The sequence below is a fragment of the Microbacterium sp. R86528 genome (genome assembly GCF_044596335.1).
Classification (GTDB): Bacteria; Actinomycetota; Actinomycetes; order Actinomycetales; family Microbacteriaceae; genus Microbacterium; species Microbacterium marmarense.
Genome location: NZ_CP138996.1, coordinates 1,357,313 through 1,378,308 on the forward strand (window position 1 = coordinate 1,357,313; position 20,996 = coordinate 1,378,308).

18 protein-coding genes are annotated in these 20,996 nt (G+C 65.0%); 8 read left to right on the forward strand and 10 right to left on the reverse strand.

The genetic code is table 11. From position 1 onward, the window contains the following. Positions 1-131 precede the first annotated feature (131 nt). From SJY18_RS06475 to SJY18_RS06485, 3 genes are read left to right on the forward strand one after another with little or no spacing between them, the layout of a single operon-like run. Positions 132-341: a heavy-metal-associated domain-containing protein gene (locus SJY18_RS06475; protein WP_396668778.1), complete on the forward strand. Its 210-nt coding sequence runs from the start codon at positions 132-134 to the stop codon at positions 339-341. Beyond that, positions 341-2,632: a heavy metal translocating P-type ATPase gene (locus SJY18_RS06480; RefSeq protein ID WP_396668779.1), complete on the forward strand. Its 2,292-nt coding sequence runs from the start codon at positions 341-343 to the stop codon at positions 2,630-2,632. The genes SJY18_RS06475 and SJY18_RS06480 overlap by 1 nt, the downstream gene beginning before the upstream one ends. After that, on the forward strand, positions 2,632-2,946 hold the full coding sequence (locus SJY18_RS06485; protein WP_396668780.1) for a metal-sensitive transcriptional regulator: 315 nt from the start codon (positions 2,632-2,634) through the stop codon (positions 2,944-2,946). Before SJY18_RS06480 ends, SJY18_RS06485 begins: the two co-directional genes overlap by 1 nt. Positions 2,947-2,953: 7 nt before the next feature. Here the strand turns inward: SJY18_RS06485 and rarD are convergent, their stop codons facing one another. Both rarD and groES read right to left on the reverse strand, forming a co-directional pair. Continuing rightward, complete coding sequence (gene rarD / locus SJY18_RS06490) at positions 2,954-3,892, reverse strand: EamA family transporter RarD (RefSeq protein ID WP_396668781.1); 939 nt, start codon at positions 3,890-3,892, stop codon at positions 2,954-2,956. A gap of 860 nt (positions 3,893-4,752) precedes the next feature. Then, positions 4,753-5,049, reverse strand: a complete 297-nt coding sequence (gene groES / locus SJY18_RS06495) for a co-chaperone GroES (protein WP_337338495.1) — start codon at positions 5,047-5,049, stop codon at positions 4,753-4,755. 284 nt (positions 5,050-5,333) lie between these two features. Between groES and SJY18_RS06500 the strand changes: the two genes are divergently transcribed. The 4 genes from SJY18_RS06500 (at position 5,334) to SJY18_RS06515 (ending at position 11,585) form a co-directional block, all read left to right on the forward strand. Continuing rightward, complete coding sequence (locus SJY18_RS06500) at positions 5,334-7,406, forward strand: Hsp70 family protein (RefSeq protein WP_396668782.1); 2,073 nt, start codon at positions 5,334-5,336, stop codon at positions 7,404-7,406. A 30-nt stretch (positions 7,407-7,436) separates the two neighbouring features. After that, a complete protein-coding gene (locus SJY18_RS06505; RefSeq protein WP_396668783.1) occupies positions 7,437-9,956 on the forward strand; it encodes a LuxR C-terminal-related transcriptional regulator in 2,520 nt (839 codons plus the stop codon). Between the two features lie 97 nt (positions 9,957-10,053). Further along, positions 10,054-10,995 carry an IniB N-terminal domain-containing protein gene (locus SJY18_RS06510; RefSeq protein WP_396668784.1) on the forward strand — a complete coding sequence of 314 codons (942 nt, stop codon included), beginning with the start codon at positions 10,054-10,056 and terminating at the stop codon, positions 10,993-10,995. A gap of 5 nt (positions 10,996-11,000) precedes the next feature. Then, positions 11,001-11,585: a hypothetical protein gene (locus tag SJY18_RS06515; RefSeq protein ID WP_396668785.1), complete on the forward strand. Its 585-nt coding sequence runs from the start codon at positions 11,001-11,003 to the stop codon at positions 11,583-11,585. Here SJY18_RS06515 and SJY18_RS06520 read toward each other — a convergent pair. The 4 genes from SJY18_RS06520 to SJY18_RS06535 form a co-directional block, all read right to left on the reverse strand. Further along, positions 11,526-13,034 carry a dynamin family protein gene (locus tag SJY18_RS06520; protein WP_396668786.1) on the reverse strand — a complete coding sequence of 503 codons (1,509 nt, stop codon included), beginning with the start codon at positions 13,032-13,034 and terminating at the stop codon, positions 11,526-11,528. The two genes, SJY18_RS06515 and SJY18_RS06520, sit on opposite strands and share 60 nt — an antisense overlap. Then, a complete protein-coding gene (locus SJY18_RS06525; RefSeq protein WP_396668787.1) occupies positions 13,031-14,929 on the reverse strand; it encodes a dynamin family protein in 1,899 nt (632 codons plus the stop codon). Before SJY18_RS06525 ends, SJY18_RS06520 begins: the two co-directional genes overlap by 4 nt. A 60-nt stretch (positions 14,930-14,989) precedes the next feature. Then, on the reverse strand, positions 14,990-15,253 hold the full coding sequence (locus tag SJY18_RS06530) for a hypothetical protein (RefSeq protein WP_337338488.1): 264 nt from the start codon (positions 15,251-15,253) through the stop codon (positions 14,990-14,992). A 115-nt stretch (positions 15,254-15,368) separates the two neighbouring features. Beyond that, positions 15,369-16,793, reverse strand: a complete 1,425-nt coding sequence (locus tag SJY18_RS06535; protein ID WP_396668788.1) for a hypothetical protein — start codon at positions 16,791-16,793, stop codon at positions 15,369-15,371. A 210-nt stretch (positions 16,794-17,003) separates the two neighbouring features. Here SJY18_RS06535 and SJY18_RS06540 point away from each other — a divergent pair, with 210 nt between their 5' ends. After that, entirely contained in the window at positions 17,004-18,200 is a 1,197-nt protein-coding gene (locus tag SJY18_RS06540) for an SAM-dependent methyltransferase (RefSeq protein ID WP_396668789.1), read from the forward strand. 9 nt (positions 18,201-18,209) lie between these two features. On the opposite strand, the gene SJY18_RS06545 is transcribed toward SJY18_RS06540, so the two are convergent. From SJY18_RS06545 to tsaB, 4 genes are read right to left on the reverse strand one after another with little or no spacing between them, the layout of a single operon-like run. Continuing rightward, positions 18,210-18,767 (reverse strand): hypothetical protein, encoded by a 558-nt coding sequence (locus SJY18_RS06545; protein WP_396668790.1) that lies wholly within the window; start codon positions 18,765-18,767, stop codon positions 18,210-18,212. Beyond that, entirely contained in the window at positions 18,764-19,828 is a 1,065-nt protein-coding gene (tsaD, locus tag SJY18_RS06550; RefSeq protein WP_396668791.1) for a tRNA (adenosine(37)-N6)-threonylcarbamoyltransferase complex transferase subunit TsaD, read from the reverse strand. Before tsaD ends, SJY18_RS06545 begins: the two co-directional genes overlap by 4 nt. Next, complete coding sequence (rimI, locus tag SJY18_RS06555) at positions 19,825-20,316, reverse strand: ribosomal protein S18-alanine N-acetyltransferase (RefSeq protein ID WP_396668792.1); 492 nt, start codon at positions 20,314-20,316, stop codon at positions 19,825-19,827. Before rimI ends, tsaD begins: the two co-directional genes overlap by 4 nt. Further along, positions 20,313-20,993, reverse strand: coding sequence for a tRNA (adenosine(37)-N6)-threonylcarbamoyltransferase complex dimerization subunit type 1 TsaB (gene tsaB, locus SJY18_RS06560; RefSeq protein WP_337338482.1), 681 nt, complete (start codon positions 20,991-20,993; stop codon positions 20,313-20,315). The genes rimI and tsaB overlap by 4 nt, the downstream gene beginning before the upstream one ends. Between the last annotated feature and the right edge of the window lie 3 nt (positions 20,994-20,996).

Consider the following 20,996-nt stretch of genomic DNA (forward strand, 5'->3'; position numbering starts at 1 on the left):
TCGCGTGCCAATCGTTACAACGCCGAGATCAAATGGAATTTTCACCTTTCGGCAGGGAATGCCCGCTACGCGCGTAGTGTTGACAGACGTAGATACCCCCCTAGGGTAACCACGTGCGAAAGGAGTCCCCAATGACAACGACTGAGTACAGCGTGACCGGCATGACCTGCGGTCATTGCGAAGCAGCGGTTCGTGAAGAAGTGGCCAAGGTGGCTGGAGTTCAGGCCGTTGAGGTCACCGCGGCCAGCGGCATCCTGACTGTTGAATCTTCCGCGCCCGTAGATGACGCTGCCGTGATCGCCGCCGTAGACGAGGCGGGCTACGAAGCCGCGCGCAGCTGATGTCGAGCCCGTCAAGTGCTCCCCTGACCCGTGTCGAGCTTGAGATCGGCGGAATGACGTGCGCCTCATGCGCCAACCGCATCGAGAAGAAGCTCAATCGCATCGACGGCGTGACCGCCTCGGTGAACTTCGCAACCGAGAAGGCGGTGGTCACCGCTGACAGTGCCCTCGACCCGCAGGCGCTAATCGCCACGGTCGAACAGACCGGCTACAGCGCGACGCTTCCTGCTGCGCCCGTGAACCCCGATGAGACGCCGCGCGACGAGGAGCTTGAGAGTCTGCGCCAGCGGCTGATCGGATCGGTGGTGCTCGCCGTGCCCGTGATCGCTCTGGCGATGATTCCGGCGCTGCAGTTCACGTACTGGCAGTGGGCATCACTGGCGCTCGCCGCACCCGTCGTCGTGTGGGCCGCATGGCCCTTCCACCGAGCCGCGTGGATCAATCTGCGACACGGCGCGGCCACGATGGACACCCTCGTATCGATTGGCGTCTCGGCGGCATTCTTGTGGTCGCTCTATGCCCTCTTCTTCGGCGACGCCGGCATGCCGGGCATGACCCACACCTTCGAGTGGACGATTCAGCCCTCCGACGGGGCGGGCGACATCTACCTCGAAGTTGCCGCCGGCGTCACCATGTTCTTGCTCGCGGGTCGGTACTTCGAAGTGCGCTCCAAGCGGCGCGCGGGTTCCGCGCTTCGCGCTCTGCTCGATATCGGGGCGAAGGATGCTGCAGTGCTGCGCACGGCGGCCGATGGCGCGCAGCGCGAAGTGCGCATCCCGATTGCGGAGGTGCGCGTCGGCGATGAGTTCGTCGTGCGACCCGGTGAGAAGATCGCCACCGATGGCGTCGTTTCTGCCGGCACCTCGGCTGTGGACGCGTCGATGGTCACCGGCGAATCGATGCCGGTCGAGGTCACCCCTGGCGATGCGGTGGTCGGCGCAACGGTCAACGCCGGTGGTCGAATTGTCGTTCGCGCAACGCGCGTGGGCAATGACACCCAACTCGCACAGATGGCTCGGCTCGTCGAACAGGCGCAGTCGGGCAAGGCAGACGTGCAGCGCCTCGCCGACCGCATCTCGGGTGTCTTCGTTCCGATCGTGCTCGTAATTGCGGCCGGCACGTTTGCCACATGGATGCTGCTCGGCTTCTCTGCCTCGATGGCGATCACCGCCGCAGTCGCCGTGCTGATCATCGCTTGCCCGTGTGCGCTGGGCCTGGCGACGCCGACCGCGTTGCTGGTGGGCACTGGTCGCGGTGCGCAGTTGGGCATCCTCATCAAGGGCCCCGAGATCCTCGAATCAACTCGCCGCGTCGACACCATCGTGCTCGACAAGACCGGCACGGTGACGTCGGGCCGCATGGCGCTCGATGATGTCGTGCTGGCGGGTGAGGGCGCAGCATCCACTCGAAGTGAACTGTTGCGCTTCGCGGGTGCTCTCGAGAACGCATCAGAGCACCCGATCGCTCGCGCCATCGCCCGCGCAGCCGAAGACGAGACCGGAGTTCTGCCCGGCGTCGAGTCGTTCCACAGCGCGGCCGGCAAGGGCGTCTCGGGTGTCGTCGACTCGCACGCGGTTATCGTCGGCACTGCCGCGCTGCTGGCCGACTGGTCGATGCAGATTCCCGCGGATCTCGCCGAGGCGAAGCGGTCTGCAGAAGCCAACGGCAAGACTGCCGTACTCGTCGGGTGGGACGGTGAAGCGCGAGGGATGCTGACGGTCGCCGACCAGCTCAAGCCCACGAGCCGCGAGGCGATCTCGCAGCTGAAGGCGCTCGGCCTCACCCCGGTGCTGCTGACCGGCGACAATGCGGCCGTGGCGCAAAGCGTGGCCGACCAGGTGGGGATCGACCGCATCACCGCTGAAGTGCTGCCCCAAGACAAGGTCGACGTGGTCAAGTCGCTGCAGGCCGAGGGGCATGTGGTGGCGATGGTCGGCGACGGAGTCAACGATGCTGCCGCGCTCGCTCAGGCAGATCTGGGGCTCGCGATGGGAACCGGCACCGACGCGGCGATCGAAGCGTCTGACATCACTCTGGTTCGCGGCGATCTGCGAAGCGCAGCCGACGCGATTCGGCTGTCACGCTCGACGCTCGGCACGATCAAGGTCAACCTGTTCTGGGCCTTCGCCTACAACGTGGCCGCGATTCCGCTGGCGGCGCTCGGCCTGCTCAACCCGATGATCGCCGGAGCCGCGATGGCTCTCTCGAGCGTGTTCGTCGTGGGCAACAGCTTGCGGCTGCGTTCATTTCGCAGCCGCGCCCTGACAGACCCTGAGAAAAGGACTGCATGATGACCGATACGCAGACGTCCGCCGAAGCCCATGCTCACCACGGCTACATCACTGACAAAGACAAGTACCTCAACCGGCTGAAGCGCATCGAGGGTCAAGCCCGCGGCATTCACAAGATGATCGATGACGAGAAGTACTGCATCGACATCCTCACGCAGGTGAGTGCGATGACGAGCGCTCTTGAAGCCGTCGCGCTGGGCTTGCTAGAAGATCACCTGCGGCATTGTGTAGTGGATGCTGCCAAAGTCGGCGGCGCCGAAGCCGACGCGAAGATCACCGAAGCGTCGCAGGCGATCGCCCGCCTCGTGCGCTGAGCCTGCGTCAGATCACTTCTCCCACCGGCGCGGCAGCGGGCCGCCGCCGCGAGCGCTGGCCGGCAGCGAATGAGTCAATGGTGAGCAGCGTGAGGGCGAGCCACACCAGGCCGAACCCGATCCATCTCTCGAGCGGCATGGGCTCGCCCAGCAGCAGCCATCCGGTCAAGAACTGCATGATCGGTGTGATGAACTGAAGCAGCCCGATCACTGAGAGCGGCACCCGACGTGTGGCGCTGGCGAAGAGCAGCAGCGGTACTGCGGTGACGACGCCGGCGAGGCTCAGCAGCGCGGCGTGCTCCCAGCCGTATGCCCCCATCGTCCAACCGCCGGTTGCCGCGACGACGGCGAGCATGACGATGGCAACGGGCATCAGCCACATCGTCTCGAGCGTGAGGCCACTGACAGCATCCACTGAGGGGCCGATCTTCTTCTTGACGAAGCCATAGCAGCCGAACGACACCGTGAGCAGCAACGCGATCCACGGCACGGTGCCATAGCCGACGACAATCACAACGACGGCGAGGGCGACGATGCCGATGGCTATCCATTGTGTGATGCGCAGCCTCTCGTGCAGCACCAGCACACCGAGCAGTACGGTGAAGATCGGGTTGATGAAGTAGCCGAGGCTCGTCTCGATCACGTGGTTGGTCAAGGCTCCGATGATGAACACCTGCCAGTTGACGAAGATGAGCACACCGGCGAGCGCGGTCAAAGCCATGAGCCGCGGTTGCCGCATGATTGCCCACAGCATCGACCATCGGCGAGTGACCGCGATCAGCAAGGCGCAGAAGGCGAGCGACAGTGCGACCCGCCACGCGACGAGTTCAAACGGCCCCGTCGGAACGAGCAGCAGAAAGTAGAGCGGCAGCAGCCCCCACAGCAGGTAGGCCGAGACGCCGTACAGCCCGCCGAGGCTGCGTTCGCGGGCGGGATCAGGTGTCACTGGGTCAGCCTATGCGCCGTTGCTGCTCCGCCGGGCCCAATGCCGCTTCACCCCCGGCCGGATGGCCCGCCGCCGCACAAAACGGCCGGGGGTTTGCCCGAACCTAGGCGATTGGATGCCGCAACACGGCGCGTCGCCAGAACCCCCGGCCGTTCCACCACCACGGGACGTGCCCCTACCGCTTCGCCACCCCGACCTGTCGCTACCCCCGCTGTTTCGCTAGCCGGGGCGTGTCTCAGCCCCGGTCGTTTCGCTGCCCGGTCATGTCCTCACCCCGGCCGCTCCGCCACCCGGGACGTTTCGATGGCAGCGGCTTCGCCTGCCCCTCGCGTTTGCTTCGCCGCCCCGCCGCCGCACAAGACGGCCGGGGGTTTGCCCGAATCCAGACAATTGGATACCGCAACGCGGCGCGTCGGCAAAACCCCCGGCCGTTTCGCCAGCCCGGTCGCTTCGCCAGCCCGCCCGCTTGCTACCCCGAACCTGTCGCTACCCCCGCCGTTTCGTTAGCCCGGACGTGTCTCACCCCGGCCGTTTCGCCGGCCCGTCGCGTGTGCCGGCCCCTCGCGTTCGCCGGCCGCCCCGCCGCCGCACAAACCGGCCGGGGGTTTACCCGAATCCGGGCAATTGGATGCCGCAGCGCGGCGCGTCGGCAAAACCCCCGGCCGTTTCGCCACCCCGCCCGCTCCGCTACCCCGGCCACTCCGCTACCCCGGCCGCTCCGCCACCCCTGCCGCTTCGCCACCCCGGCCGCTTCGCCACCCCGGCCGCCCGGCGCGTTGTGGCGAGTATCCCCGCACCACGCGCACGCAAAAGGGCCGGATGCCGAAGCATCCGACCCTCTGATCTCGCGAGGCGAGAAGTTAGCGAACGACGACTGCGAGAACGTCGCGAGCCGACAGAACGATGAACTCGTCTCCGCCGAACTTGACCTCGGTGCCACCGTACTTGCTGTAGATGACACGGTCACCAACGGCTACGTCCATCGGGACGCGGTTGCCGTTGTCGTCGATGCGGCCCGGGCCCACTGCCATGACCTCGCCCTCCTGGGGCTTCTCCTTGGCGGTGTCGGGGATGACCAGACCGCTGGAAGTGGTCTGCTCGGCCTCGACCTGCTTGATGACGATGCGGTCTTCGAGCGGCTTAATGGAAACCGACACGGTCTACCTCTTCTTTCCTTGAGACTAAAGAGTCGTTAGCACCCACACACTGAGAGTGCTAACGGTAAGTCTAGGGAACCGTTGGCACTCTTGCAACGCGAGTGCCAACTCTTGGCCCCTCTCTTTCGACTCCCCCACCGACATCAATGTCTTGCGAGATGTATCAGTGGGCGAATATCACACTCCTACCGTGCAGAAGCTCGACCACCCTGGTCAAGCGCACAACGAAGTGGTAGAAAAGGCGTTGGGGGGAGTCCCACGTCCGATCTCTGGGGGAGAGGACCATGAGCACCAAAGGTTATCTACTCGGCGTTGATGTAGGTACCAGCAGGACAGCAGCTTCGATTGCGCCCGTTTGCAAGGGTGATCAAGAAGTTCGCACGAGATCATTTCCGCTCGGCCGCAATTCTGACAGCGCGCCCAGTGCGATCTTTGTCACTGATAGTGAGTTGCTCTTTGGCGAAGCCGCCGAACGACGCGGCCTGGTGCAGCCAGAACGGCTGATCCGCGAGTTCAAACGGCGCATCGGCGACGATGTGCCGATCGTCGCCGGTGGCGAGCGATTCGCTCCCGAAGATCTCTACGCCCGCACGGTCGCATGGGTCGTTGACGCTGTGGCCGAACGAGAAGGAAGCCACCCCACCGCGATCTGTGTGACAGTGCCGGCGACGTGGGGAGAATACCGCTCGGAGCTCGTGGCGACCGCTCTGGGTCGCGAGATCACCGCCGACATTCTGCTCATCAGCGAGCCCGAAGCGGCGGCTCATCACTATGAGTCGACCTCTCCCCTCGACACGGGCCGTGCGATCGCCGTCTACGACCTCGGCGGCGGAACATTCGACCTTGCGATCTTGCGCAAGGAACCAAGCGGCAAAGTTCGCCTGGTGGGCGAGCCCGGCGGCATCTCAGATTTCGGCGGCGCCGACTTTGACGACCTTGTGTTGCGCCATGTGATTGCGGCGGCGGCTTTGTCGAGTGCTGAGCTCTCAAGCAACGCCGATGCCCGTATCGCGCTAGCGGCGTTGCGCCGAGAGTGCATTGAGGCGAAAGAAGCACTCTCGTTCGACTCTGAAGCCGTCGTGCCAGTGCTCGTCGGGCAGTCCCCGTCGACCGTGCGCATCACCCGCGCCGAGTTCGAAGACATGATCGACGCGGGAATCTCTCGCACCGCCGACACTCTTGCGAATGCGCTTGAAACCGCACAGCTCGCAGCCGACGACCTTGACGCGGTTCTGCTGACGGGCGGCTCTTCGCGCATTCCACGCATCGCACAAATGCTCTCTGAGCAGTTCGACCGACCCATCGCCATCGACACCGACCCGAAAGCAATCGTCGCTCTGGGCGCTGCCCGCGCATTGGCAGAGCACCGCTCGCTCGCCGAGATCTCGGCAGAGGCAGCGCTGATCTCGTCGGGCGCGATGGTATCAACCGGAATGGATGCTGCGCCGGCCGGCGCGAGCGAATCCGCCACCGCGGAGCCCGCTGTCGCAGAGCCCGCCGGGTACGGCTGGCTCAGGCGGCTTCCTGCCACAGTGAGTATTGCCGCGGGTTCGCTGTTGCTTGCGAGCTCGATGGTCGTGGTGAGCGCGACCGGCCTCGGCAGCGCGGATCTGGCAGATAGAAACACATCGACCGAGTCGCTGCCACAGTGGCTCGGCCTGCAGCTCGCCAGCAGTGCCGGTGCGGCGTCGCTCGAGGGCGACGATGCGAGTGACACCGACAGCGAAGGCAGCGAAGACAGCGCCGAGGCGAAATCAGACACCAGCGCCGATTCACCAGCGCGGCCGCCGCGAGCCCGCACTCCGCAGTCGAACGACGCGCCGGTCACCAGCACGACGCCGACGTCGCGCGTGACGCCGCGCACCACGAACTCCAGCGCTCAGATTCCAGAACTTCAACCCACGGCCCCCGCGAAGTCCAGTTCTCCCAAGTCGTCGCCCTCGTCTCCCTCCCCCACGGGGGCGGCGTCTTCGGGTTCGAGCACTTCGCCATCGTCATCCTCGTCGTCTTCGTCGCCGTCGACATCGTCTCCGTCAACCTCGTCACCCGCGACGCCGTCGCAACCGACTGCCGCCCCGGCTCCCCAACCGACCACGGCGCCCGCACCGCCGACTCCGTCACCGACCACGGCGCCATCACCAACCACACCCGCACCGGAACCCGCTCCAGAACCGACGTCAGCACCCGACCCGGTGCCCGCTCCGTCGCCTACGTCGGCACCGACCACCCCCGCACCGGCACCCAGCCCCGATCCGGAACCTGCTCCGACCCCCGAACCTGAGCCAGATCCCACGCCGTCGGCCACACCGACCGCCGCCGCACCAGAGTCAACCCCCGCTCCCACCGGCGGTGAGTGACGTGCGCGCCATCACCTGCGAGGTTCTGCGATGAGCACCATCGCACCGGCGGCACCGACGGCGGTGCTTTCGACGAGTTTGCGGTTTGCCTCCGTCGAACGAGCGATCGTGGCTCTGACCGCCGTCGACGAAGAGACGGCAGTGCGCGGCGTGCTCTCGGGCAACGCCGGGTCTGGCAAGTCTGTCGCGTTGCGGCGCGTGCGTTCACTTCTCGCAGCGCGGGGGCGATCAAGCATGCGGCTGCGCGCCGACACGAACATTGGCACGATCCCCCCAGCTGACGTTCTTCTCGTCGACGATGCACATCTGCTCGGCGACGAGGTGTTGCGTGAGCTGGTTGCGCGCGCCGAAGATCCTGATTCTGCACTCGTTGTCGCTGCCCGTTCGTGGCCCGCATCGGCAGAGCTCACCGAGCTGGTTCGCAGCCTCGAGCACTCCGGGCAAACAGTGTTGCTGTCTGACGCCATGCCTGGCGATGTGCGTGCAAGCCTCGCTGGCACCGCGAGGTGCGAAGACCGTGTCATTCACGACACCGGCGCAATAGCGTGGCTTGCGCACGCCTGCATAACCGCACACGAGAGTGTCGCGTGTCGCGGCGGCGAAGACCACGACGAAATCGACCGCGCGATCGAGCTTCGAATTTCCCACATGCTCGACCTGGTCAGCCCAGAGCTCAGCCGACTGATTGAAGACCTGGCCGTCGGAGGTGCCGCTGAGGTGCCGCCCGAACTGATCGCTTATGGCTGCGCCGAAGGCTTGCTGCTTCGCAACGGACTGCTCGCCCCTTTGGTGGCCGCGGCGGCGCGGCGGCGCATGCCAGCACATCGGCTCGTCGAGCTGGTGCGAACTGGCGCGATCGACTACGTACCCGATCCCGGTCTCGCCGTCGGCTTCGAGGGCGTGCGTGACGCTGAACTCGCGAAAGCGCTTGCTTCCCGCGCGCTCGGCACCATCTCTAGCGACCCCGATCTTGCCGCCGCGCTGTACGACCGCGCGCTTGCCTGCGGCGCCGACGATGCCGAAACACTGCCGGGCAGGGTCTACGCGGCGTGGGCGGCTGGCCGGCTCGATGACGTCGGCACGCTGCTCGATGGTCGCGAGTTCCCCTCTGACTGCCCGCAACGCCAGCTCGTTGCTGATGTCGCCGCGTCATCGTGGGTGGAACGCGGAATGATGCCGCTCGCCGATCAGACCTACCGCGCGTTCGCGCTCACCGACGAGATCAGCCGCACCCATGCGTTTCTCGCAGCCGCCGGCAGCGGACGCCTCTCAGCGCAGCCGCACCGCACTGAAACCAGCACCGACACCACCACCAACACCAACACCAACGCGCAGCCTGAGTCTGCCGCCGCGCCATCCACAATCGCCATCACGATGAACCTGCTCGAGCGTGGGTTGCGCTCGACGCTCACCAATGACGCTCCCACGACGGCGCTGACCGAGCTGCCGCGAGCCTCAGAGCTGTACACCGCCTCGCGCACTTCGACACCGATACCCGAGTTGCCCGCCGTTATCGCTGCGATCACCGCAATCGGCGTCGGCGACCTGACGGCTGCGCACTCGGTCGTGCACGATGCAATCCGTGACCAGCAGGGCGGCCCTCGCCAACAGCCGCACTTGTACCTGTGGTGCGCCTGGGTCTCGTTGCAGCGCGAACGACCCGCAGACGCCCGCGAGGCATTGGCTCGCGCGACCGCCAATGACCACACGCTGTCGCCACGAGACGACGCGCTTGCCGCGGCGATAACCGTCGGCTTGGCGCGCCGCCACGAAGACTCTGCGGGGCTTGCGAGCGCGTGGCAATCGGTGAAGGCGCGTCTGCAGCGCACTGAACCAGACCTGTACACCCTCTTGCCGTTGGGCGAGCTCATCATCTCGGCGGCACGCGTCGGCGATATCGCCTGGGCGCAGCGCGCCTTCGACAACGGCCTGCGCATTGTTGCCGATCTCGGTGATCCGCCACTGTGGAGCGCGCCGTTGCACTGGGCCGGAATCCAGCGCGGCATCCTGCTGAATCGGCCTGCCGATCTGGCTCCTCACGCGAAAGCGCTGGTGACTGCCGCCGCCCATAACCGTCTGGCCGCCATGATGGCGCAAGCGGGTCGAGTGTGGACGGCGGTGCTCTCAGGGCATGTCGACCCTGAAGCAGTCGAGGTAGCCGCTCACGGTCTGGCGTCGGTAGGTCTCGCGTGGGACGGCGCCCGTCTCGCGGGCCATGGCGCGGGGCGATCCGACGACCGAAAGGTCATCGCGCGCCTGCTCGCGTGTGCACGTGAGCTGCATCCGCGAGAAACGCCGCGTGCTGAATCGCCAGCACCCGCGAGTTCCGCCGCAGACGTCTCGACCGATGAAGTGCTCAGCGAACGCGAACGCGAAGTCGCGGAGCTGGTCATCCAGGGCAAGACCTATGCCGAGATCGGTGAGGCGATCTTCATCTCACCTCGCACCGCAGAACACCACATCGCACACATCCGTCGACGCGTGAATGCCACGTCTCGCTCCGAGCTGCTGTCGAAGCTGCGGATCATTCTTGAGGATGGTGCCGCATGACCCCTTACTCACCCCCTATTGGTATCGGAGATTTCCCCGATGCCGGCAGGGTCCTACCTGCTTACCCTGATAACACCGCACGTGGAGGAGTCGACGAATGAGTACACCGCTAGCCACAGTCGCCAACGCGATTATCGACTTCATATTGAGCCTGCTGCGCGACCCTGATGCCCTGGCACAGTTCGAGCAAGACCCCGAGGGCACTCTCGCCAGCAACGGCCTTGACTGCGTCGATGTCAGCGCAATTCGCGCGGCCGCCCCCGTCGTCTACGACCGCCCCGAGGTGGCCGTCAAGCCGATCATTCCGCCTGCCTCAACGCACCACAACGAGATCGTTCGCGAATACTCCAACATGGCGCAGACCTTCACCTGGCTCGACAACCGCGCCACGATCGTCGACCAGTCCACCAACCAGAACATCTGGACCGAGGGCGGCGACGTCGATCAGGTCTTCGACCAGGTTGCGGGTGTCGCGTCGGGTGATGCGGCTCTGGCAGCCGGCGACGACATCGGTGTCGTTGGCGGCACCAACACGAATGCGCCGCAGAATGGCGTCTTTCCGACCGGAGACACGGCCACGCCGCTTTCTCCCGAAGCGGCCGCTGAACTCGCTGGCGATCCTGATGCGGCAGATCTGACGCCCGCTGAGGGTGACGACGCTGCCACGGCGGACGGTGCCGACACGCCTGTTGACCAGGCAGTGCTCGACGAAGCGCTTCTCGAGGGGCTGCCAGAAGATGCTGCCGGTCAGGTGTCTGATGCGGTCGACAGCGCTACGCAAGCCTACGAAGACGGCGCAGCGACGGCTCCGGTTGCCGAGACCGAAGCGGCCGGCGCCGAAGCCGCCGCGGCTCAGGCAGCCGCCGAGCCTGCTGCGACCGAACCCGTCGCCGAATACGTCGAACCTGTCGCTGAGTATGTCGAGCCGGTGGTCGAGTATGTCGAGCCCGTGGTCGAAGAATCTGATTGGGATGCTGGCGATGGCGGCATGGTCGAAGATGACGGTCTCTACGAAGAAGACATGACTGGGGAGCAGTAACCGCCGTGACGGAAATCATGTCTCGACCAGAACCGCCCGCACGTCCCTCCCTCGAGAGCGAGAACGCCCCTCCGATCCTTGCCAAGCTCACGCCGCCCTTCTCGGTGCGCGTGAGCCAGCTGTTCTGGATTCTGAGCTTCATCGTCGGCGGCTCGGCGGTGGTGTACTCATTCATCATTCGCGAGACACAGCTGCCGCTCATCGCCGATCTGGCTCGCACCGTCGACGCCGATCGAGACGATCGCACGTACACCGCGGCGGCTGACATCATCTACTGGTCGATGTTCGCCCTCATGGTGGCGGTGATACTCGTTCAGATCACCCTGTTGGTCTCGTTCATGGCGCGAAAGCCCAACGTGAGGTGGTGGCAGCTGCTGACGTTCTGCGTGCAGGTTGCCACCTTCTCACTCGGCATCGAACTGGTGATCACCGGTGAACAAGCACAGCCGCTGCGCTATCTCGTTGTCGCACAGTGCGCTCTCGTGTTGCTCGCCCTGTTGTTCAGCGTCGTGCCCGGCGCGATGCGATGGTCAGCGCGGAAGCGCGATGTGGTTCGCCTGGGCGCCGACGGACCTGGCTCGCTCGACTGACGCGATCTGCTCAAGGCTGCGAATCACGGTGCGGCACAGCTCAACGGCCGCACGTTCCGTGAGCGGCGACTCGGCGATGCCATGCCACTTGGCCAGCAGCGCGTCGATATCTGCTGTCGAAGCCTCACCTGACGCGCCGGCAATCGCCAGGCGATCGACAACTTCGGCGCCATGGCCGCCGACGATGCGCTCGGCTTCGGCGAGGTCTGCCTCGGGCAGCCGGTAGCCCCCGGCGCGGGTGCGCGACAGCGCCGACAGCTCACGCAACGAGTGCGTCGTCACGATGATGCGCTCGATCTCGATGAGCAGCTCAGCACTCCCCTCGCGTGGGTTCTCGCGAATGATGCTCTCGAGTCCCGGAAGAACTCCGTGCACTTTAAGGGTGGCAGCTCGAGCCCGAAACTGCGTGCGAATGAAGCTCTGCAGGGCGTTCAGTCCACTCTGCTGCACCAGCTGATCGGCAAGCTCGGTTGACGTGCGGGCACCGCCGCGAATCAGGGCCGACGAAAGCCTTACCCCGAACAGGCCAAACCGCGACAGCAGCTCTTTGCGCTCTTTCGGGCTGAGCGACGTGGAGTCGTTGGGTCGCACGAAACGATCCGCCGACATCAACAAGCGTTCCCGCTCGCGTCGCTCCATGTCAGAGATCTGCACGAGTGCACGAAATTCCTTCTCGCGCAGCGTTCGCGCCGCCTCCGCCAACAGACCCGCGACTGGCAGCACATCCAGCACCAACGAGTGCAGATCGCCGTCTTGGCCGTACCGGTCAGCAACCTTCGCCGCCGAGAGCAACGAGTCGATTCGCGCTGAGCCGATCTCATCCGTGCGCGATAGCACGGCCACCGCGTTGACCGTCAGCGATTCACCCACGGCGGTGTCTCTGAAGGCTTCGAGAAACTTGCGGTCAGATTCGTGCAGATGCCGCATCAGGTAGATCACCGCGTCTGCCGCTGATGCGCTGGTGTTCTTCGTGAGAAAGCTCGTTGAGCGCTCTGAGACCTCTGCCGAGAGTGAGGCGATTCCCGGGGTGTCGATCACCACGAGTGAGCGCAGGCTCTCTGACGGCCACCCGACGTCGATCCAGGCCACGTCATCGGCGCTCATTCCGTCGAGGCTCAGCACCACCCGCCCGTCTTCTCGGCGAAACGGCAATCGGCGTGGCGGCCCGACGTGCGGGTGCAAGGTGATCGTGGGCGTCTCAGCGCGGCGATACCAGGTCACAACCCGCGTGCACTCCCCCGCGTCAGTGGCGGCGATCGATTCGCCGAGCAGAGCGTTGAGCAGTGTCGACTTGCCCGCTTTGACGATGCCCGCAAGAGCGACCCGCAGCGGCCCCTGCAAGCGCTGATCATATGACGCGAGCGCTTCCGCGACGAGCGGGTCGTCGGCGTAGAGATCGAGCGCTCGCCGAGAGACACGTCGGGCGTCGTCGAGCGCGGGCTCTCTCATGAGGTGACCGCCTCAGGCACCCGCGCCGCGGCGATGCCGGGAATCTGCGCCCGCACGCTCTGCAGCTGCCCAAGCTGCGTGCGCAGTTGGGTCATGCGCTGTTCGCGTTGCGCCGTGTCGGCGCCGGCCGAACGCTTCGCGGCGGCGACGGCTTCGGCGAATGACCGGTGCAGCTCATCGGCCATCGGCCCGAAATGATCACGTGCGGCGCGTTGCACGAGCCGCAAGCGGTCTTTGAGCTGCTTTCCCGCTTGAAAGATCACCTCGTCAACGTGGCGCCGAACCAGGTTCTTCGCTTCGTGCTGACGACGCAGCAACCTTGAACTCATGTCTTCTCGGTAGGCGCGACGCCCCACCAACACACCCGCGAGCAACGAGAGCGGGTTGATCAGCGGAAGTCCCACCAGCCCCGTCGCGAGTCCGACCATCAGCACACCGCCGTACGAGCCGCGAACCCCGATGAAGATCTTCTCGGCCGCGCCCATCTGCCCAGCATCCAGATTGCCGATCGCATCGACCGGATCAAGCACGCCACTGGCGTCGGCTACGTCGATTGCGGGAATGCTCTGCTCGCCCTCGAGGAACATCTCCGCAACCTGTTCCGACAACCAGCGTGCGCGCTCGTCGGTCCACACGAACGTTTCTGAGACGGCCGCCGAGATGCGCTGGTTGAGCCACTCGGTGGTTTGGTCCCAGATCGGACCAGGGTCGCTCTCGTCGATGGATGCTTCTGCCTCGCGCTGCACCTTGCGCAGCCGATCGCGCAGGTCATGTTCCATGTCGGCGATGAGGTCGGTGATCCCATCGGTCAGGGTGAGCTGCCAGCGCGCGGAGCGGCCCCGAAACTCGTCGGCGCGGCTCTTGGCTTCTTCGAGTTGCGCGATGAGCCGAGGTGTGTCAGAGGGGTCGGCGAGCGCTGACAGTTCGGAGCGCAGCGCGATCGTGAGTTGATCGAGCACCGAGACCAGATCGTGCACGGCACTGCGCTCGTGAATCACCTCGGCGCGCTCGATGATCTCGCTGCGCAGGTGGGTGACCAAGGCGGGAAAACCCGATTCCTCGTTGAGTTCGCGGTCCCGCTCTTCAGCGGCGAGCAGTCTCAGGTCACTTGAGACGGCAAACATGGGCACGTCGCCGATCTGTTGCAGATGACCGCGATCGATGCGCTCTATTTGGCGCCACTCGGGATAGAGGTCGGTCTTGGCCAGCACCGCGGCGACGTTCGGTGACACGCGCATCGCGTGACGCAGAAACTGCATCTCGGGCTCGGTGTACTCCTGAGATGCGTCTGAGACGAGAATGACGGCGTGAGCCGTAGACAGCGCTGAGAGCGTCGCGATCGCATTCGCCGAGTCGAGCCCGCCGACGCCCGGCGAATCGACGAGGCGCAGTCCGCTGCGCAGCAGCTCGCGAGGCAGCAGCACTTCGGCCGAGACGATGCGCCGATGATTCTCTTCGCTGGCTTGGCCGGTGATGTGTTCAGCCAGTTCGTCGAGCGAGATCGGTTCGCGGTGCGCCTCGTTGCCTGCGCTGTCTCCCTCTGCTTGCACCAACACCGTCGCCGATGGTTCAGACGCATAGCCGACGGTGGTGGGCACGGTAGTGGCGATGTCGTCGTCAACCGGGCACGCCGGCGCGTTCACCAGGGCGTTGACCAGCTTGCTCTTGCCCTGTTTGAACTCACCGACGACGATCACTCGAATGTGCGGGTCGAGCAGCCGCGCTCTGGTGTGCACGAGTCGCTTTGCGAGGTCGTTGCGCCCCGATTGCTCGGCGAGCTGGCGCACGCGCGCCACCTGGTCAACGAGAGCGACGCCGGTGCCTGGCGCAGAAGCATCCGCCGCACGTGTGAGCGATCCAGCGGATGATGCGGTGTTGCTCGTTGCGTGTGTCAAAAAAACTTCAGCTCCCTCGCCCGACACGGCAGCCGTGCCCCTGTTGCATCAGAAATCGAGCTACATCTCAAAGTCGAAGGCTGAACCGCCGGGCTCGGGACCGAAATCTGCCGGGTCCTCGACGCCACCCCAGAGTTCATCGGCATCGAGGTCCCAGTCAGACGCTGTGACGTTCTCAATCTCTTCGGCGAACGAGGTCATCAGACGATAACCGTCTGCGATCTCATCAAACGAGGCATCCACATACTGGCCGAACGAGTCGCCGCTCGCAGCATCAATCGGGGTGGGCGAGCCTGCCCCGTCTCGATCTGGTGTGTGTGCCATCGTCTTATCCGCTTCCTTGCGATGTGCTGGTCAGTTTACGGCTGTGAGCCCCGCCGCATAAGGGGTGTGCGAGTGCACCCGACCGTCGCTTCGATCGGGTGCACTCGCGTGAACATCAGAACTCGAGTTCGACTTCTACTTCGCTGTCGATCAGTCCGTTGTTCTCGTAGTCGTTGAACGAGTCGTCTACGTCGACGTCGGTGTCCCACTCTGCCGAGTTGTCTTGCTGGAACGAGTCTTCGATCTCAGTCGACGTGTCGGTGTTGAACGAGTCTTCGACCTCGATCTCGGTGTCGAACTCCGTGGAGTTGTCGGTGTTGAAGGCATCTTCGAACCGAGCATCGAGGTTGTTCGAGTTGTCGGTGTTGAACGAGTCGTCAAGCTCGACGTCGACCTCGAAGCGCGTGTCGTTGTTGAACGCATCGTTCATCTCGACCTGCACCGGGTTGAACGAGTCCTCAATGCGCATGTTCATCGAGTTGTCGATCCGAATGTCGTCGCCGGCAGCCATCGCTTCGTCACCCGAGGCCACGACCGCGCTGTTGCTGATCGTCTGACCCACGTCGCCGCCACCGCTCCAGATGTTCTGGTTCACCGACTGGTCGGTGATTGTGGTGCGGTTGTCGACGAACGACGCGCCCATGCCGCTGGCACCCATCACTCCAGCTGCGCCGCCGCCGGCTGCACCGCTGATGTTCAGGTCACGGAAGCCCGTCTGGTACTGCCGCATGCCGGTGCTGATCGAGTTGTCGTTCAACGTCTGCGTGTTGAACGAGCCGTCGATGTCGACATCAACCTCGAGGTCGGTGTTCGTCGAGTGGTCGTCGTTGAACGAGTCATCCACGTCAACGTCAAGATCCACATCGGTGGAGTTGTCGTTGTGGGAGTCTTCCGTCTCAACCTCAGAGTTGTCGTTGTATGAGTCTTCGATCTCAGAGTTGTAGGAGTCGTCGATCTCGGTCTCAACCTCAGAGTTGTCGTTGAAGGAGTCTTCGGCTTCGTTCGAGTTGTCGGTGTTGAACGAGTCGTCAGCCTCGTTCGAGTTGTCGGTGTTGACCGAGTTGTCGTTGCCCGAGTCAGCGATCCCCACGTTCGTCGAGTTGTTCGAGTTGTCGTTCAGCGAGTCTTCGATCTCAACCTCGAGGTCGACATCAGTCGAGTTGTCGTTGAAGGAGTCTTCGGCTTCGTTCGAGTTGTCGGTGTTGAACGAGTCGTCAGCCTCGTTCGAGTTGTCGGTGTTGAACGAGTCATCAACCTCAACTTCAGAGTTGAACGAGTCGTCAACCTCGGTCTCAACTTCAGAGTTGAACGAGTCGTCGGCCTCGTTCGAGTTGTCGGTGTTTCCCGAGTCTTCGATGTCAAGGTTGTTCGAGTTGTCGTTCAGCGAGTCCTCGACGTCGAGGTCCAGGTCTGTCGAGTTGTCTGAGTTGTCATTGCCCGAGTCTTCGATGTCGACATCGGTGTCGATTTCGGTCTCAACGTCGATCGAGTTGTCGTCGTTGAACGAGTCGTCGACGGTGAGGGTGTTGTCGTTGGCCATGGTCTGATCCCTATCTGTGAGTGGGCCTATGGCCCTATTGCCGGTATCGAGACTCACGTTATGGCTGCGCCTCATTGACCGGCATCGGGGAAATTCCCCCCACCCTCCCCCCAATCACTAGGGGATTCGGTGGGGCACCCCGGGGTTGCCGCCGGGAACAGCGGCTGGTCGCAACGCTGTCAACCGGCGCGCGCGCCGTAGGCTGGGCCGATGGAAATCGCCGAGCTGACTGCCCTGCTCACGCCCGAGGGCCTGCGACTGCTCGATGAGGTGGGCGAGGTGTCATCGTCTGACGAGGCGCTTCGCGCGGTGTCGCAGCTGCGCAAGGCAGGTCACTCCCCCGACCTGGTGTCGGCTGTCGTGTCACAGGCACACCTGCGAGTAAAAGCACAGGCCAAGTTCGGCGAGTTCGCTTCGCGAATGCTGTTCACTCGAGCGGGCCTTGAACAGGCCACGCGCCTCGCGATCGCTGGCCGTCATGCGGCGCGGTTTCGCGATGCGGGCATGACCCGGGTCGCCGACCTCGGCTGCGGAATCGGCGGCGACGCCCTCGGCCTTGCCGCTCTCGGTCTGCGCGTCGATGCCGTCGACATGGACGAGATCACGGCCGCCGTCGCCGCGTACAACCTCGCCCCGTTCGGCGATGCCGTGACCGTTCGCCACGGCTCAGCGGAATCGTGTGATCTCAAAGAAGTGGATGCTGCCTGGCTCGACCCCGCACGCCGCACCGCCGGCCACAGCGAAACCTCGCGCACTCGGCCCGAAGACTGGTCGCCGTCGCTCGACTGGGTGTTCGACCTCGCGACTCGTCTGCCCGTCGGCGTGAAGCTGGGGCCTGGCCTTGATCGCACGTTGATTCCCGACGACGTCGAAGCGCAGTGGGTGAGCGCAGACGGTTCCACCCTCGAGTTGGTGCTGTGGTCGGGTGCGCTTGCCCGCGAGGGCGTGCGCCGCTCAGCACTGGTGATGCGGGGCGACTCGGCACATGAGATGACGAGCGGGGCAGATGCTGAAGACGAACCCGCCCGCGAGCTCGGCGCATTCGTGCACGAGCCCGATGGTGCGGTGATCCGCGCGCGCCTGATCGGCGACGTGGCACGTTCGCTCGACGCGGGAATGCTCGACGAGCACATCGCCTACCTGACCTCCGATGCCGCTGTGACCAGTCCCTTCGTGCAGTCCTTTCGCGTGCGCGAAGTTCTGCCGATCAAAACGAAGGCACTCAATTCAGCGCTGCGCACGCAGAACATCGGCACGCTCGAGATCAAGAAGCGGGGCGTCGATGTCGATCCAGCCGCGTTCCGGCGCACGCTGACCTTGCGAGGCGATGCGTCGGCAACGCTGATCCTCGCGCGCATCGGCAACAAGCGCGTCGCCATTCTCGCGGATCGGGTCGCTGCTGCCTAGGTACCGTCGTCAGCCCCAGATGTTCGCAACGTATGCCGCGAAGATCAACCAGCCGACGCTGTAGAGCACCGACAGAATGCCCAGCGCCAACGCCCAGATCGCAACGGCGCGGGGTTCAAGCGGCCGAAACAGCGCCATGATCGCCGACACGATGCCGACGACACCGATCGGAAAGCCCCAGCCGACGAACATCGAGACGATCAGTCCCATGATCGAGAAAGCCAAGGCCCACGCGGCCAAGCCCCGATACGGCTCCGCGGGCGGGGGCATCACCCACTGCGCGAACGGAACCGGATTGGTTTCGGTGCCCGGCTCGGCGGGTGCGGTCTGCGACTGAATATCGGTAGGGGCAGTGGGCAGGCGGGAGAACCCGCCGCGATGCGCCCCGGGCATGCTCGATGCGGCTCCTGCTTCGGCGACATCGGGTGACGGTGCTTCGAGGTGCGCCGCGAGCGACTGCGAGCCCGCCACGTCAGACGGCACAGCACCCACGCCCGAGCCTGCACCCGCTGCATCCGCGGCCGGGGGCTGTGATTCCGCCGCCTCGAACCGGCCGTTGTCACTCATGACGGCGCAACGTGAATCTCAGTGACGGGAAGAGTGGAGTCGGCGCCGAAGGCGAGCGTAGAGGGTTCATGGCCCGACATGATGAGCTCTGCGGCGAGGGCAGCGATCATTGCGCCGTTGTCGGTGCACAGCGAGAGCGGTGGAATGCGAACGGTGACACCGGCTGCTTCGCCGCGTTCGAGAGCGACGTCGCGCAGACGCTTGTTGGCGATGACTCCGCCACCGAGCAACAGTCGCGGCACGTCGTAGTCGCGACAGGCGTTCAGCGCTTTTGTGACCAGAACGTCGACAACCGCTTCGCGGAACGACGCGGCAACGTCGGCGACCGGCACTTCTTGGCCGGCGGCCTGGCGCTGCTCCACCCAGCGAGCGACGGCGGTCTTCAGCCCTGAGAACGAGAAGTCGTAGCGGTGGGCAGCCATGTCGGAGGCCCGCGAGAGTCCGCGCGGAAATGGGATTGCCTTCGGGTCACCCTCAAGCGCGGCGCGGTCGATCTGCGGCCCGCCGGGGTACGGCAGGCCCAGCAACCGGGCGACCTTGTCGAATGCTTCGCCCGCGGCGTCGTCCATGGTTTCGCCGAGCATCTCGACGTCGCTGGTCAGATCCCGCACGAGCAGCAACGAGGTGTGACCGCCCGACACCAGCAGGGCGACCGTGGGGTACTCGAGCGGCTCAGCATCCGCATCGAGAATGTCTGCCGCAATGTGCCCGACGAGGTGGTTGACGGCGTACAGCGGTTTTTCGAGCGAAACGGCGAGCGCCTTGGCTGCGCCGACCCCCACCATGAGGGCGCCCGCAAGGCCCGGCCCCGAGGTCACCGCGACAGCGTCGATGTCGGCCAGCGCAACATCTGCCTCTGCCAGTGCGGCTTCGATCGACGGTTGCAGGGCTTCCAGGTGCGCACGTGCCGCGACTTCGGGCACGACGCCGCCGTAGCGGGCGTGTTCGTCCATAGAGCTGGCGATCGTGTTGCTCAACAGAGTGCGTCCCCGCACGATGCCGATGCCGGTCTCGTCGCAGCTCGTCTCAATGCCGAGCACGAGTGGTTCGGTGCGGTTCATGCGTGTGCTCCCGCGTCACTGGTGACGTCCGCGCTGCGACGGGCGCGCAGATCGAGTTTCATCACGACGGCGTCGACATCGTCTGGCTGATAGTAGCGGGGGCGTCTGCCGAGTTCGACGAACCCTTCCGACACATACAGGGCCTGGGCGACCGGGTTGTCAGCGCGCACCTCGAGAAACACGTCGTGTGCGTCGCGGCGCATTGCCTCGTCGAGCAGCGCACGCAGAATCACTCGGCCCAGGCCTCGACCCCGAGCCGACTCGGCGACGGTGATCGTCTGCACATCAGCATCCTTCGCCCCTTTCGCGGCTCTGAGTCCGGCATAGGCGACAAGCGCGTCGTCTTCTTCGTCGACGATGTACCAGCCGTGCGGCGATGAGAGCTCTTCTGCCATCATCGCTTCAGACCACGCGTCCGAGGGGAACGATGCGCGCTCGAGCGCCATGATCGCGTCGAGATCACCGGTCGTTGCGCCGCGCAGTGTCATGACCGCCGCCCCTCGTGAGCCGGGGTGACCTTCTTCGGCCCATGGGGAAGAGTCACGTCGGGTGAGCGCAGGTAGAGGGCGTCGGCCGAGGTGAGCTCACGACCAGCGGCCAATGCTCGGGATGCCGCCAGGCCAAGCAATCCGGCGGGAATCGATTCGGCATCACGCCGGATGATTCCCTGCGCGGCGAGAATGTCGTCGAGGTCGTCGCGGGGTGCGAGAGCTGGCTCGGCGAGGCGGATCGGAAGCCCGTCACTGTCAAGGCCGCGATAGACGGTGTAAGCGAACTCGCGTCGGCGGGCGTCGGTGACCACTGCGAAAGCTTCGTCGGCCGCCTCTTCGAAACCGCCGGTCAGGGCGTCGTGCAGCAGCAGTTCGAGCGCGACCGCGTCGTGACTCGGCACCGCAACGACGGGAATGCCCCGCCCCAGGGCGAACGTGCGCGCGGCGGCAATGCCGACCCGCAGCCCAGTGAAAGGCCCCGGCCCCATGCCCGCAGCGACATATGAAAAGTCTGCTGGGGTGGCAGAGGCCTCGTGCAAAACCGATTCGATGAGCATGCCGATCACTTCAGCATGCCCGCGGGAATCAGCGCTCGCGGCGTGAGCGGCAACAACACCGTCGGGCTCGACGACCGCGACGGCTGTGCCGAGAGAGGTGTCGATTGCCAGAATCATTCC